The sequence below is a fragment of the Riemerella anatipestifer ATCC 11845 = DSM 15868 genome (assembly GCF_000252855.1).
Lineage (GTDB): Bacteria > Bacteroidota > Bacteroidia > Flavobacteriales > Weeksellaceae > Riemerella > Riemerella anatipestifera.
Map to the genome: position 1 here is coordinate 413,782 of NC_017045.1, position 14,034 is coordinate 427,815.

At 34.5% G+C, this 14,034-nt stretch carries 15 protein-coding genes; 3 read left to right on the forward strand and 12 right to left on the reverse strand.

Annotated elements, in window-relative coordinates; translation table 11 throughout:
• Positions 1 to 15: 15 nt before the first annotated feature.
• The 12 genes from ggt to RA0C_RS02135 all read right to left on the reverse strand — a co-directional run bounded on the left by ggt (position 16) and on the right by RA0C_RS02135 (position 10,485).
• Complete coding sequence (gene ggt / locus RA0C_RS02080; RefSeq protein ID WP_013446743.1) at positions 16 to 1,704, reverse strand: gamma-glutamyltransferase; 1,689 nt, start codon at positions 1,702 to 1,704, stop codon at positions 16 to 18.
• Between the two features lie 165 nt (positions 1,705 to 1,869).
• Positions 1,870 to 2,562, reverse strand: a complete 693-nt coding sequence (locus tag RA0C_RS02085) for a DUF6624 domain-containing protein (protein WP_004919007.1) — start codon at positions 2,560 to 2,562, stop codon at positions 1,870 to 1,872.
• Positions 2,563 to 2,616: 54 nt separating this feature from the next.
• On the reverse strand, positions 2,617 to 3,156 hold the full coding sequence (locus RA0C_RS02090; protein ID WP_004919005.1) for a hypothetical protein: 540 nt from the start codon (positions 3,154 to 3,156) through the stop codon (positions 2,617 to 2,619).
• 68 nt (positions 3,157 to 3,224) lie between these two features.
• A complete protein-coding gene (gene trpA, locus RA0C_RS02095) occupies positions 3,225 to 3,959 on the reverse strand; it encodes a tryptophan synthase subunit alpha (RefSeq protein ID WP_004919003.1) in 735 nt (244 codons plus the stop codon).
• Between the two features lie 10 nt (positions 3,960 to 3,969).
• Complete coding sequence (locus RA0C_RS02100; protein ID WP_004919001.1) at positions 3,970 to 4,269, reverse strand: hypothetical protein; 300 nt, start codon at positions 4,267 to 4,269, stop codon at positions 3,970 to 3,972.
• 3 nt (positions 4,270 to 4,272) lie between these two features.
• Entirely contained in the window at positions 4,273 to 5,457 is a 1,185-nt protein-coding gene (gene trpB / locus RA0C_RS02105; protein ID WP_004919000.1) for a tryptophan synthase subunit beta, read from the reverse strand.
• A gap of 12 nt (positions 5,458 to 5,469) precedes the next feature.
• Complete coding sequence (locus RA0C_RS02110) at positions 5,470 to 6,108, reverse strand: phosphoribosylanthranilate isomerase (RefSeq protein WP_004918999.1); 639 nt, start codon at positions 6,106 to 6,108, stop codon at positions 5,470 to 5,472.
• A 3-nt stretch (positions 6,109 to 6,111) separates the two neighbouring features.
• Positions 6,112 to 6,888, reverse strand: coding sequence for an indole-3-glycerol phosphate synthase TrpC (gene trpC / locus RA0C_RS02115; RefSeq protein WP_004918997.1), 777 nt, complete (start codon positions 6,886 to 6,888; stop codon positions 6,112 to 6,114).
• Positions 6,889 to 7,467, reverse strand: a complete 579-nt coding sequence (locus RA0C_RS02120; protein WP_004918988.1) for a DNA-3-methyladenine glycosylase I — start codon at positions 7,465 to 7,467, stop codon at positions 6,889 to 6,891.
• Entirely contained in the window at positions 7,467 to 8,453 is a 987-nt protein-coding gene (trpD, locus tag RA0C_RS02125; protein ID WP_004918987.1) for an anthranilate phosphoribosyltransferase, read from the reverse strand. The genes RA0C_RS02120 and trpD overlap by 1 nt, the downstream gene beginning before the upstream one ends.
• 25 nt (positions 8,454 to 8,478) lie before the next feature.
• Positions 8,479 to 9,051, reverse strand: coding sequence for an anthranilate synthase component II (locus RA0C_RS02130; protein ID WP_004918986.1), 573 nt, complete (start codon positions 9,049 to 9,051; stop codon positions 8,479 to 8,481).
• Between the two features lie 18 nt (positions 9,052 to 9,069).
• Positions 9,070 to 10,485: an anthranilate synthase component I family protein gene (locus tag RA0C_RS02135; RefSeq protein ID WP_004918985.1), complete on the reverse strand. Its 1,416-nt coding sequence runs from the start codon at positions 10,483 to 10,485 to the stop codon at positions 9,070 to 9,072.
• 361 nt (positions 10,486 to 10,846) lie between these two features.
• Here RA0C_RS02135 and thrS point away from each other — a divergent pair, with 361 nt between their 5' ends.
• The 3 genes from thrS to RA0C_RS02150 all read left to right on the forward strand — a co-directional run bounded on the left by thrS (position 10,847) and on the right by RA0C_RS02150 (position 14,013).
• Entirely contained in the window at positions 10,847 to 12,772 is a 1,926-nt protein-coding gene (gene thrS / locus RA0C_RS02140) for a threonine--tRNA ligase (protein ID WP_004918984.1), read from the forward strand.
• 90 nt (positions 12,773 to 12,862) lie between these two features.
• Entirely contained in the window at positions 12,863 to 13,360 is a 498-nt protein-coding gene (infC, locus tag RA0C_RS02145; RefSeq protein ID WP_004918983.1) for a translation initiation factor IF-3, read from the forward strand.
• Positions 13,361 to 13,371: 11 nt separating this feature from the next.
• Positions 13,372 to 14,013 (forward strand): hypothetical protein, encoded by a 642-nt coding sequence (locus RA0C_RS02150; protein ID WP_004918981.1) that lies wholly within the window; start codon positions 13,372 to 13,374, stop codon positions 14,011 to 14,013.
• Positions 14,014 to 14,034: the final 21 nt, after the last annotated feature.

The window sequence follows — 14,034 nt, forward strand, 5'->3', positions numbered from 1 at the left end:
AACATCATAATTTATTTACTCCACAGCTACGGCATCGTCGCCTCTGCTATCTGCTACGGCAGTGATATTACCGTTTTCATCTTTCAGAATAATTTCTGTTTTACCAATACTTCCTCGTTCTTTAAAGACATAGCCTTTTTGTTCTAAAGATTTTATCGTAGCTTTAGAGAAATCCTTTTCAACTGCAATATTTTCTGGTAGCCATTGATGATGGAACTTCGGCAAGTTAATCGCTAAGTTTGGACTTAATTTAAAATCTACAACATTTACAATAGCTTGAAATATAGAAGTAGGTATCGTAGTTCCACCCGGTGTTCCGACCACCATTACAGGCTTATTATCTTTTAATAAAATACTTGGTGTCATAGAAGACAACATTCTTTTACCAGCTTTAATAGCATTAGCTTCTCCGCCCACTGCTCCAAATAAGTTAGGAACTCCAGGTTTAATGGAGAAATCGTCCATCTCGTTATTTAAAAAGAAACCAGCACCAGAAACTACTACTTTGCTACCATAGTACCCATTAAGCGTTGTAGTTACAGAAACCGCATTTCCCTCTTTGTCTAAAATAGAAATATGGGTTGTTTGGGTACTTTCTTGATTAGGATTAACTATCTTACCAACCTCTGCACTAGGCGTTGCTTTAGACATATTGAACGATGTCCAACGCTTCTCAAGATATTCATCTGAAAGGAGCATTTCTGTTTTATCCTCAATAAAATCAGGGTCGCCCATATACTCCGCTCTGTCTGCATAGGCACGGCGTTCTGCTTCTACCATAATCTGAACCGCTTCTGGAGAGGCATATTGATATTGAGCAAGATTTTCGTAAGCCGACATTTTCAACATCTGAGCTAACAATATCCCACCGCTTGACGGTAAGGGCATAGAAACTACTTGGTGTCCTTTGTAATCAAAAGTTAAAGGCTTACGGTTTTTAACTTGATAATTCTTTAAATCTTCTAAACTAATAATGCCGTTACCTCTCTTCATTTCCTCAACTATTAGTTGAGCCGTTTTACCTTCGTAGAAGCCTTTTTTACCAAATTTTTGTATTCTCTTAAGTGTTTCTGCTAAGTCTTTTTGTACCAATATATCTCCTGCTTTCCAAGGCTTCTCTTTTACGAAAACAATGGAGCTTTTATTATGCTTTGCAAAATCTTTTTGGCATTCATTAAGTAGATTAGCTTCTTTTTCTGTTATAGCAAAGCCTTTTTCCGCCAAGTCTATAGCAGGTTGTATCAGCACTTCCATTGGAAGAGAAGCGTATTTTAGAGTTTCATAAAACCCAGCTACCGAACCTGGTATTCCTACAGCTAGTCGTCCGTTTTGTGATAAATCTGTACTAGCAACACCTTTTTTATCCAAATACATATCTCTATGTGCCTTGGCTGGTGCCGTTTCTCTAAAGTCTATGGCTATTTTTTCTCCGTTAGATTTTACCGCTACCAAAAAACCACCACCACCGATATTACCTGCCTGAGGATAAACCACAGCCAAAGCATACTGTGTAGCAATAGCAGCATCAAAAGCATTACCGCCTTTTCTTAATACTAAAACACCTGCTTCACTGGCAAGAGGGTGAGCCGAAACCACCACACTTTTATTGTGAGTTTTAACTTCTTTTACTATATCATAATCTGTAAATTGGGCAGAAATTACCACAGACCATAATGTAAATACTACAAATTTTATCTTTTTCATATATTAATTGTATATTTATAAAGAGCAGAACTTTAAAGTAAATATTCCTTAATTCTACGTTTAGTTAGGTTTTAACCGCTAAATTAAACAAATTAGTGGAAGTAAAATATTTTTTTCGGAATAAAAATGGCTACCTTTTACAAAATTATATTAGCTGTTACACCTTTATTTTTTTGTGAGTTTTTCTATTTCATCTAATGTATATTTTTTAGAATAGTCTATTCCCATAGATTTAGCGTAATCTTCTATAGATGTTTTTATATTCATTGACTTTCTTAACTCATTAACCTTTTCAGGATTTTTAATTGGCCAAATAAAATTTACCCACTCTTCTTTTTTAGTTTCAGGATTTATAAACAGTCTTCCTGCACCTTGAGTTCCATAAATTTGTTCTTTTCCTTGATACATTAGCATTCTGTCTTTCATCATCGCAATATGTTGTTTCCCTAAATCTCCACTTTCACTTGCTTTTATCATTAATGGATAATATTTCTCAATTACAGGTAGTTTTGAATGTTGAATTACATACCAAGCCGCAGTATTTAATTTTTCCCCCACAAGTTTTTTTCCTGGATAGCCATATTTCTTTATTATTTTTTCAATTTTGATTAAGTTTACGCTATCATTTTTTGTGGTTAAATTCCAACCTAATTTTTGAAATTTATCTTCAGAAATATTATAGGATTTTAGGATTTCACTTTTCCTTTCAGGTTTCAAATCAGGTGTAAAAAGTTCTCTTAATTCTTGGTCGGACTTTAAAATTAGAGATAGTTCATTTTTAAGATTTTCTTTTTGCTTTTGTGTTACAGAACAAGAAGTTAATAATAGTAAAGTTAAAATTATTGAAAAACTTTTCATGCTATTTATGTGGAATTTTTGGGATACAATAAATGACTTTTTGAATTATATATACTAGCTTTTTCTGAATAATTTCTTTAGATTTCTTTCATATTGACCATTCACATCAACTCTTGTAATATCGCCAAGTGACAAAAGTATAAACTTTCTGTCCAATGAAGACATCGTTCCAAATTCGTGAATCACAACCGAGCTGTTATCCATTTCGTGAATTTCTCCTATGAAACAAACGCTATTGTTAATATCTTGGATATGAACCGTTAGATGATTATAGAGTCGGTTTACGCTTTCTAAAACTGTCTGAATTGATTCTAAATTTATATTTACTTTACTTTTTACCCTTTGGGTTGAGTCTATAAGTTTTGTAACACTTTCAAGATCATTTCCTGACCATCTTATTCGTGTAATATTGTGCCTTAAAAGAATCGTTAAACCGTCATAATTGCATTCTTTATCAAATTTTTCAATTAACAAAAAGTCATCATTAAAGTCAATTATAAAACCATAATCAGATTCATCATAATTATCGGTATAAATATCCACCAAAATGTTTTCTGTTTTTAGTTTTTCTAAATATTTTGTGTATAAGTTCATTGTTTAGTCATTTATTTCTACATCGTTTTTTGTAATTGTACTTTGGGCTACACAAAAATAACAAAACACTAAGATTTAATACTTTGTATAAAATGTTTAGCTTTTTCTTTCCAATTCGATTCTTCTAAAAGAATTTTCACAAATACAGTCCCTATAATACCGCCATCGGCTTGTTCGGTAACTGTGGTAAAGTCGTTTTTATTTTTAATCCCAAAGCCTATCATTAGTGGATTTTTCAGTGGTAATGAGGCTAATCGGTTAAGGTAATCTTCGTTTTTCAATGTTTTGGACTGGTTGCCCGTTGTGGACGAGGAACTCACGGCATACAAAAATCCAGAACTTAAGCTATCCAAATACAAAATTCGTTCATCAGATGTTTCTGGTGTTACTAAAAAGGTAAAGTTTAGATTAAACTTTTTGAGAATGGATTGGTATTTTTTTTCAAACTCAATAGGAGGGAGGTCAGGGATAATCAATCCATTAACGCCTGTTTCTTGGCATTTCTGACAAAACTTTTCAAAGCCATAAGAAAGCACAGGATTGATGTAGCCCATCAAAATGATTGGAATGCAAATTTCGCCCTTAATTTTTGCCAATTGTTCAAAGAGTTTCTCTATTGACATTCCGTTTTCTAAGGCTTTAATGTGAGCTTGTTGTATCACCTCACCATCGGCAACAGGATCGCTATAAGGCATACCAATCTCCATCATATCAGCCCCAGCTTCTTGAATTATTTTAATGATTTCCGCAGTATCTTCCAGCTGAGGAATACCTGCTGTAAAGTATATATTTAATTTTTTCATTTAGAGTATTTTAAGGTAAAAGAGTACAAATTAAAAATAGTATAGCTAAACAACCAATTATAATAAGATTGATATTTCTTTTCACTATTTTCTTTTTCTTATTTAGTATGATAGCTTCTATAATCATTGCAATAAACCATAGGAATGAAAATAAAGTAATAAGAAAAATAATAAGTGCTGCGTCTCCCGTGCCACAACGCCTGTCAGGAGCCGTGTAATCTAAATAAGAATAAGCCATAGGAAGGGCTAAAATCCAAGATAAAATTAGAATAACTATTCTTACTACAATATGGATAATATTACTTTTCATAGATTAAATATTTAGATATTTTAAATAAGTTTCCATATCCTTATCACCTCTACCGCTTAGGCAGATGACAACAATGTCTTCTTTTCCAAACTTCTTTTTATCCAAAACCGCCAAGGCGTGGGCACTTTCTAACGCTGGAATAATACCTTCTGTTTTAGTCAAATTAAATGCGGATTTTAGAGCTTCATCATCGTTGATACTTAAAAATTCGGCTCGTTTTTGTTGGTAAAGATTGGCGTGCATCGGTCCAATCCCTGGATAGTCCAACCCCGCAGAAATAGAGTAGGGCTCAATCACTTGTCCGTCTTTGGTCTGAATAACCAAACTCTGACTGCCGTGCAAAACTCCAATACTTCCCAAAGCCGTTGTTGCAGCAGTTTCTCCAGAATGAACGCCCAAACCACCAGCTTCTGCCGCAATAATATTGACTTTCTCATTATTCACGAAATGATAAAAAGTCCCTGCGGCGTTACTACCGCCGCCCACACACGCAATGAGGTGGTCGGGATAATCTCTGCCTTCCTGTTCTTGTAACTGGACTTTAATTTCCTCTGAAATAACAGACTGAAATCTTGCCACCAAATCAGGGAAAGGGTGAGGGCCTACCACGCTACCTATAATATAATGGGTGGTTGTAGGATTATTTATCCAATCTCTCAGAGCCTCATTTACAGCGTCTTTTAAAGTTTTGGAACCCGAAGTCGCAGGAACGACTTTAGCACCTAACATTTTCATTCTGGCAACATTAGGAGCTTGTCGGTCAATATCTACTTCGCCCATATAAACAATACACTCTAAACCGAGCAAGGCACACGCCGTAGCAGTGGCAACGCCGTGTTGTCCAGCACCTGTTTCGGCTATGATACGCTGTTTACCCAACTTTTTTGCTAAGAGTGCTTGCCCCAAAGCATTATTGATTTTGTGGGCTCCCGTATGGTTTAAATCTTCTCTCTTAAGATAGATTTTAGTACCATATTGTCGGCTCAAATTAGGTGCAAAATACAATGGTGTTTCCCTTCCTACATAGTTTTTTAATAAATCTTTAAACTCCTTTTGAAAATCTTCCGAATAAATGATTTCCAAGTATTTGTCTTGTAATTCTTTAACATTAGGGTAGAGCATTTCGGCGATAAAAGCACCGCCAAATTCTCCGTAATACCCTTCTTTATCTGGATTTTGATAATTCATTTTAATCTATTTCTATTGATACAAACTTAATTTAAAATTTTTAATAAGCTCCACATCTTTATTACCTGCGGAAACTTCAAATTTACTATTGAGGTCTAAAGCGATTGGTTTTTGTTTAATGGTTGAGATTTTGCCAATGTTCTCGTTAGAAATACCGCCGCTTAAAAAATAAGGTTTTGTGAGGTTTAATTCGTTTAATAGTTGCCAATCAAAGCTTTTACCTGTTCCGCCAAAGGCTTTGCTATCCGTGTCAAAAAGTAAAAAGTCTATTTCAGATAGTTCTGAAAATTCCGAAATATCAGGCACTATTTCTCCCACCCGTATCACTTTTATAATTTGGATTTCTTGTAGAAGTTTACTCTTTAAATCACGAATAAAATCAGAGGTTTCATCGCCGTGTAGTTGAACCAAATTAAGTTGAGCTTCCGTAACGATTTGAACTATTTTTTCGGTGGTTTCATTTACGAAAACGCCCACTTTTTGCTTGTGATTTAGCGAAGCGATTTCCTTTAGTGTTAAATGATTCAACACATATCTTGGTGATTTTTCATAAAATATAAAACCGAGATAATCGATTTCTAAATCTATAATTTCCCGAATTTGATTCAAATCGGTAAGTCCACAAACTTTTATTTTAGGTGCAGGTTTCATTTTTTATTTTATTTCTTCAATAAAAGATTGTAAAGCCGCTCCAACATGGTCTTGCTTCATAAAATATTCGCCCATTAAAAAAGCCTCAAAACCATTGTTTTTTAGTTTTTTATAAATTTCAGGACTATAAATGGCACTTTCGGCAACGCTTAAAGTGTCTTCAGGCAATTGGTTTCGCATTCTAATGGCGTGCTCGTAATCCACTTCAAAAGTATTGAGGTTTCGGTTGTTAATGCCTACCATTTTTAATTTGGAATAGTATTTATCAAAATCTTCACCACTATAAAATTCTAACAAGACATCTAATCCCAAGTGGTGTGCTGTATCTGTAAGGTCTTCAATCTGGGATTTAGACAAAATGTTGGCTATAAGTAAAATACAGTCTGCACCATGAGCTTTGGCTTGGTAAATTTGATAATCATCGACAATAAAGTCTTTCCTTAGCAAAGGTATATCGTAAGCATTGGCTTCTTCCAAATCGGTTAAACTTCCCCCGAAGAAAGGCGTATCCGTCAATACAGACACACAAGCCGCTCCGTATGCCTTATATAGCGGTAAAATCGCTTGGATTTTAGCCTCTATGTTGATGTTGTTTTTAGAGGGCGATTTCCTTTTAAACTCGGCTATAATTCCATACGGATTGGATTTTAAACTCTCAATAAAACCTCGTGTAGGCTGATAGAAAAACGGAGTGTCCTTGAGTTTTTCTAACGGCGTCTGCTTTTTGGCTTGCTGAATTTCGTCCAGCTTACAATCTACTATTTTGTCTAAAATGGTCATTTAATTTAGGTTTTTAGGGTGTTTGTAACAAGTTTGCACATGGTCGTTTACCATACCGATGGCTTGCATAAAAGCATAAATAATGGTAGTCCCTACGAATTTAAACCCTCTCTTTTTTAAGTCTTTGGATATTTTATCTGATAGCGGGGTAGAGACGGGTACTTCTGATAGGTTTTTAAACTCATTTTTAATTGGCTGATGCTCCACAAAACGCCATATATACTGGGAAAAAGTGCCAAACTCTTCTCTAACTTTTATAAAAGCCTTGGCATTTTTAACCGAAGATTCTATTTTTAATCTGTTACGGATAATTCCCGTGTTATGAAGTAATTCTTCAAGTTTAGTTTGGTTGTAAGTGGCGATTTTGGTATAGTTAAAATTATCAAAGGCTTGTCTGAAATTTTCTCTCTTTTTCAAAATAGTTATCCAACTCAATCCTGCCTGAAACCCTTCTAACAAAAGCATTTCAAAGAGTTTTTTATCTTCAAAAACAGGCTCTCCCCATTCTGTATCGTGGTAATTGATGTAAATTTCATCATTGGTTACCCAGCCGCATCGTTCTTTGTTTTTTACTTCCATTAAGCAGTTATTTTATTTAGGCAATCTTTAGCTTTTCCTTCCAATAGGCTTTTCTTCGCTAATTCAAAACAGTTTTGATAATCCCCATATTTTTTAGTATTATAAAGTGCCATCGCGGCATTGGCTAAGACGACAGCGTTTTGCTCTGGAGTGCCTTTACCGTCTAATATATTAAGGAAAATAGCAGCCGCTTCTTCTTTGGTTTCGCCACCGTAAATTTGGTCTTCTGAAATATTTTTAAATCCTAATTCTTCGGCGGAATAGATGTATTCTCCATTTTTATCAAAAACTTTGGTGTCTTGAGTAAGGCTAATTTCATCATAGCCATCTAAGGCGTGGACAAGCATAAATTCGGCATTTTCTTTTTGCAATAAATACTGATAAAGCCTTGCTATTTCCAAATTGTAAACGCCTATCATACTGTATTTAGGCTGAACGGGATTAACTAAAGGCCCTAATAAATTAAAGAAAGTCTTAAGCCCCAACGCTTTTCTAAGTGGTGCTACTGATTTTAAAGCGGGATGAAACAACGGTGCGTGAAGAAAACAGATATTCCCTTTTTCTAAATCTAATTTTAGTTCCTCTGAATTATTTTTAAATTGGTATCCTAAAAGCTCCAACACATTAGACGAACCACTTACCGAAGAAACTCCATAATTACCATGTTTCGCCACTTTTTGTCCAGCTCCTGCAACGATAAAAGAGGCTAAGGTAGAAATGTTAAAGGTATTTTTGCCATCGCCGCCTGTGCCTACAATATCTACCAAATCTCGAGTTCCTAAATCTACTGGAGTAGTCAGATTGAGCAAGGCTTCTCTAAAGCCCATCAACTCTTCTAAAGTGATGGCTCTCATCACAAAAACACTTATAAACGCAGTGGCTTCGGTCTCATTAAATTTATTTTGAGCCAACTCTATCATAACAGACTTTGCCTCCGATTTACTAAGCGTCTGATGATTAAATAGATAGTTTAATATTTGTTTCATAATTTGATTTTATTTCAAATAGCTCCTACGAAGCATTTAGAAAATTACTTAAAATCGTTCTTCCTAAAGGTGTTAAAATACTCTCAGGATGAAATTGAACAGCGTGTACATCGTAAGTTTTGTGCTGAAGTGCCATAATCATACCCTCCTCATCAACGGCCGTTATTTCTAATTCTGAAGGGAAATCCTCAAGATTTACAGCCCAAGAATGATACCTGCCTATTTCTATATTTTTGGGCATATTTTGAAACAGAAGGGCATCTGACTTTATAATTTCGGCTTGTGTAGCCACACCGTGATAAATTTTATCTAAATTAACCAAGCTTCCTCCAAAAGTCTCTGCAATGGCTTGTTGCCCAAGACAAACTCCCAAAATAGATTTGGTAGATGCATAAGTTTTAATCACTTCTAACAATCGTCCTGCCTCGCTGGGAACACCAGGTCCTGGGGACAATATTATTTTATCATATTGCTCTATATCTTCTAACGGAATTTTATCATTTCTAAAAACATCTACCTCATTACCTGTAATTTGCTCGATCATTTGAACTAAATTATAGGTAAAACTATCATAATTATCAAATACTAATATTTTCATTTTTTTGTCTTTAAATTTTTAAGCTCTATTTAGAGTTTCCGCTTTTTTAATGGCTTTTTTCAAAGCATTAAGTTTGTTATTAACTTCTTGTAGTTCGCTTTCTGGAGAAGATTTTGCCACAACTCCAGCTCCTGCCTGATAATAAAGGTGATTATTCTTGGCTAAAAAAGTTCTAATCATAATCGCTTGGTTGCAAGTTCCATCAAATCCTACAAAGCCAATGCAACCGCCATAATATCCTCTTGAAGTAGGCTCGTACAAATCAATAAGTTCCATAGCTTTGTATTTAGGAGCACCACTCAATGTACCCTGTGGAAAGGTAGTCGCTATCATTTCGTATGGATTGATATTGTCGCTTAATTCGGCAGTTACTTCGCTTACCATATGTATCACTGATGAAAAAAACTGGATTTCCTTTAGTTTAGAAACACTAACATTTTTCCCTAATTTACTAAGGTCATTTCGAGCTAAATCTACCAACATCGTATGTTCTGCATTTTCTTTTGGGTCGGCTTTTAAGTCTTTTGCCGCCGCTAAATCTTCCTGAATATTTCCTGTTCTTTTAAAAGTACCCGCGATAGGGTGAATAATGGCTTTTTTATTTTTGATAATCAACTGACTTTCAGGGCTAGATCCCATCAACTTATAATCTCCATAATCAAAGAAAAAAAGATATGGCGAAGGATTGATATTCCTTAAAGCTCTATACACTTGGAATTCATCACCTCTGTATTTTTGCTGAAACCTTCGGCTAAGCACCATTTGGAAAGTATCTCCTCTGAAAGCGTGTTTTTGAGCCTGTTTTACCATTTCTAGATATTCTGCATCTTCAAGGTTAGAGGTTTCTTGTTCTACGCTTTCAAACGGATATACCGCTATAGATTTATGATTGATAATATCCTCTAAATAAGATATTTCCGAATTTAATCCCTCTATCTTATTCTCTATAATTCTCATTTCATCATTGGTGTGATTAAAAGCAATGATGTACTGATAAAATCTATATCTAAGAATTGGGATTTCCGTTTCCTTGTTTTGAGGTTTAAACTTAATAGACTCAAAGAAAGGAATAGCTTCATAACTTGTATAGCCAAAAAAGCCCTGAGCCATTTTGTCAATAGTATTTTCCACCTCTTCACATTTGAAATTTTCTGCAAAATCTTGGAGAACATCTGTTAGGAGGACACCCTCTTGAAAGTTTAATTTTTGTGGTGGCAGGTTGGGAAATTTAATTTCATAACTTTCATAATTATTTATCTCTATACCAGCAATCGCATTTACTCCTATGAAAGAGTAGCTACCGTTATCTGCATTATGTTCCGTACTCTCCAAAAGAATTGTATCTCTAAATATATCACGAAGTTTCAGATAAGTTCCCATAGGTGTGTGTAAATCTCCCATAAGAACTTTAGACTCTGTTTTAATTTTAACCATTTTTTTTAATTCAATTTAAAATAAAAAAACTCCTACGATAATCCGCAGAAGTCTTTATTGTTTATACTATCCTTAAATTTGTTTTTTTTACCCAAAAAAGCTAAATACGATAGAAGCTCAGACCCTGCTTGAGAGTTTGACACCACCACTTTTGTATTACACCATTTGCCTTCATTTAGCAAATGTAATATTTTTTTGTTAAAAGACAATGTTTAATCTAAAATTTATTTCATTCAAAGAGAAATGGCTTTAGATTATTTAAAATTTTTATTGATGGTTAATCGTAAATTTAAAGTGATAATATTTCTGTGATAAAAAACTTTTTGTAATTTTGCATTTTGTTTAAAAATATATTACAATAATGGTAAAAATCACACTCCCTGATGGAAGTATCAGAGAATTTGAAGGAGTAGTAACTCCTTTAGAAGTAGCAAAATCTATTAGTGAAGGGTTGGCTAGAAATACCATTTCAGCCATGGTAAACAACAAACAAGTGGAGGTAACCACCCCAATAACCGAAGATGCTACGGTACAACTTCTTACATGGAATGATGATATGGGAAAGAAGGCTTTTTGGCATTCTTCTGCTCACCTTTTAGCACAAGCAATATTGGCGTATTATCCAAATGCTAAACTTACCATTGGTCCTGCTATAGAGAATGGTTTCTACTACGATGTAGATTTTGGAGATGAAACTTTATCTGAAAAAGATTTTGAAAAGATAGAGCAAAAAATGCTAGAAAATGCAAAGAAAGACTCTACTTTTAAACTTTATGCTATTTCTAAAGCAGAGGCTTTGAAAGAATATGCTGACAACCCATATAAAACAGAATTGATAGAAAATCTTAATGATGGAGAAATTACTTTCTGTTCTCACGACGATTTTACAGATTTATGTAGAGGTGGGCATATACCTTCTACGGGGATTGTCAAAGCAGTTAAGATACTTAATGCTGCAGGAGCCTATTGGCGTGGTGATGAGAAAAATCCACAATTAACGAGAGTTTACGGAATATCTTTCCCTAAACAAAAAGACCTTAAAGAATACCTAGAAAGACTAGAAGAGGCTAAGCGTAGAGACCATAGAAAATTAGGAAAAGAGCTAGGCTTATTTACTTTTTCTGAAAAGGTAGGTGCAGGGTTACCTTTATGGTTACCTAAAGGAGCGGCTCTTAGAAAAAAATTAGAAAGCTTCCTTTCAGAAGCACAAAGAAAAGGCGGTTACGAATTTGTAATGACTCCACATATTGGGAATATAGAACTATATAAAACCTCTGGACATTATGAAAAATATGGAGCAGACAGCTTCCAACCAATAAAAACGCCGCATGTAGGAGAGGAGTTTTTATTAAAACCAATGAACTGTCCACATCACTGTGAAGTTTATAAAGCACAACAATGGTCTTATAAAGATTTACCTAAAAGATATGCAGAGTTCGGTACGGTATATCGTTATGAACAAAGTGGCGAATTACACGGACTTACTAGAGTAAGAGGATTTACTCAAGATGACGCCCATTTATTCTGTACACCAGACCAACTATTAGAGGAATTTGAAAAAGTAATAGATTTGGTGCTCTATGTATTTAAATCTTTAGGATTTGAAGACTTTATAGCACAGGTATCATTAAGAGATAAAGAGAATAGAGCTAAATACATTGGTTCTGAAGAGAACTGGGAGAAAGCAGAGTCTGCAATTATTACGGCAGCTAAGAACAAGGGGCTCAACACTGTTGTAGAATATGGTGAGGCTGCATTTTATGGACCTAAATTAGATTTTATGGTTAAAGATGCTTTGGGTAGAAGTTGGCAGCTCGGAACCATACAGGTGGATTATAACCTTCCCGAAAGGTTTGATTTAACCTATGTAGGTAGCGATAACGAAAGACATCGCCCTATCATGATTCACCGTGCACCTTTTGGTTCTATGGAAAGATTTATTGCTATTTTAATAGAAAATACAGCAGGTGATTTCCCACTTTGGTTAAATCCAGACCAATATATACTACTTCCAATCAGTGAAAAATATACAGATTACGCTAAAAAAGTTTCACAATTATTAGAAAATCACGATATTTGCGGACTGGTAGATGAGAGAAATGAAAAAACGGGTAAAAAAATCCGTGATGCAGAAATGAAGAAAATACCATTTATGCTCATTGTAGGAGAGAATGAAGCAGGTAACCAAACGGTATCTGTAAGAAAAAGAGGAGAAGGAGATTTAGGAGAAATGAGTATAGAAAGCTTTGTGGAATATTTTAAAAACGAAGCAAAGGTTATAAAATAAATAAGGTTTAACAATTAAAAATATAAAGCCATAGCAATTAGAAAAAAAATTAACAGGTCAGCACCGCGTCGCCAGCAGGAGGATGCGCACATGATTAATGAAAAAATCCGTGCTAAAGAGGTTCGCCTTGTAGGGGATAATGTAGAATCAGGTATATATCCGCTAGCCAAAGCTAGAGAATTGGCAGAAGAACAAGAACTAGACTTGGTAGTTATATCTGATAAAGCAGAGCCTTTCATCGCTCGTATTATGGATTATAAAAAGTTCCTTTATGAGCAGAAGAAGAAACAAAAAGAGCTTAAAGCTAAACAAGTAAAAGTAGTGGTAAAGGAGATTCGTTTTGGACCTCAAACCGATGACCACGACTACGAATTTAAGAAAAAACACGCCGAAAAGTTCTTAGAAGAAGGTTCTAAACTTAAAACCTATGTGTTTTTTAAAGGGCGTTCTATTGTTTTCAAAGATCAAGGAGAAATACTTTTATTAAAACTTGCTCAAGATTTAGAGCACGTTGGGAAAGTGGATCAGCTACCTAAATTAGAGGGCAAAAGAATGATTATGATGATGAGTCCTAAGAAAACGAAGTAAAATTATTTATTATGATTAGATATAGATTACTTTTTTTGTTATCATTAGGCTTTTGTAGTACATTTTTTTCCCAATATATGGATGGAGTAGTTATCTATAAAGATGGTAGTAAAAAGAAAGGCTATTTGAAACATCCTCAGGAAATTTCAAGGAACTCAATCGTGTTTAAAAGCAGTCTTGAAAAATCTGCAAAAAAAGAGGATATCAATTTAGAAGATGTAAAAAAACTTTCTTATTTAGAGGATGGTGGCAAGTATATAGATTTTATATCTGTACCTTACAAAAAGAAAAATATTTGGGTTTATAAATATTATACTGGTAAAGTTAAGATTTATGCTCAAGTGTTTGAAAGCAACATGAAAACCTCGGTATTAGGTGCTGGTGCATCAATGAAAGTGATTACAAATCCTGCAGAGAGTTCCACATATTACTACTTTCAGTGGGCGGATGAACCAGTAACTTTTGTAGCGGTAAATCATGTAACGCATAACGTTTCGACAATAGATTTGACTAAAAAAGGTAACGGAAAAAGAATTGTAAAATTCTTCAAGGATAAATGTCCTAAGATGGAGGAGGCATTTGAGAATAAAGAGTTGAAATTTAAAGACTCTCCTATGCCTTTTGTTGAGTATTTTGAAAAGAAGTGTAAATAAGAATATATATTGATAACAAAA

Bases quoted from the DNA above. Each gene is read 5' to 3' on its own strand.
- trpB (WP_004919000.1), bottom strand. From the start codon at position 5,457: ATGAATTATCAAAATCCAGATAAAGAAGGGTATTACGGAGAATTTGGC.
- ggt (WP_013446743.1), bottom strand. From the start codon at position 1,704: ATGAAAAAGATAAAATTTGTAGTATTTACATTATGGTCTGTGGTAATT.
- RA0C_RS02100 (WP_004919001.1), bottom strand. From the start codon at position 4,269: ATGAAAAGTAATATTATCCATATTGTAGTAAGAATAGTTATTCTAATT.
- infC (WP_004918983.1), top strand. From the start codon at position 12,863: ATGATTAATGAAAAAATCCGTGCTAAAGAGGTTCGCCTTGTAGGGGAT.
- RA0C_RS02135 (WP_004918985.1), bottom strand. From the start codon at position 10,485: ATGGTTAAAATTAAAACAGAGTCTAAAGTTCTTATGGGAGATTTACAC.
- trpC (WP_004918997.1), bottom strand. From the start codon at position 6,888: ATGACCATTTTAGACAAAATAGTAGATTGTAAGCTGGACGAAATTCAG.
- trpD (WP_004918987.1), bottom strand. From the start codon at position 8,453: ATGAAACAAATATTAAACTATCTATTTAATCATCAGACGCTTAGTAAA.
- trpA (WP_004919003.1), bottom strand. From the start codon at position 3,959: ATGAAAAAATTAAATATATACTTTACAGCAGGTATTCCTCAGCTGGAA.
- thrS (WP_004918984.1), top strand. From the start codon at position 10,847: ATGGTAAAAATCACACTCCCTGATGGAAGTATCAGAGAATTTGAAGGA.
- RA0C_RS02150 (WP_004918981.1), top strand. From the start codon at position 13,372: ATGATTAGATATAGATTACTTTTTTTGTTATCATTAGGCTTTTGTAGT.
- RA0C_RS02130 (WP_004918986.1), bottom strand. From the start codon at position 9,051: ATGAAAATATTAGTATTTGATAATTATGATAGTTTTACCTATAATTTA.
- RA0C_RS02120 (WP_004918988.1), bottom strand. From the start codon at position 7,467: ATGGAAGTAAAAAACAAAGAACGATGCGGCTGGGTAACCAATGATGAA.
- RA0C_RS02110 (WP_004918999.1), bottom strand. From the start codon at position 6,108: ATGAAACCTGCACCTAAAATAAAAGTTTGTGGACTTACCGATTTGAAT.
- RA0C_RS02090 (WP_004919005.1), bottom strand. From the start codon at position 3,156: ATGAACTTATACACAAAATATTTAGAAAAACTAAAAACAGAAAACATT.
- RA0C_RS02085 (WP_004919007.1), bottom strand. From the start codon at position 2,562: ATGAAAAGTTTTTCAATAATTTTAACTTTACTATTATTAACTTCTTGT.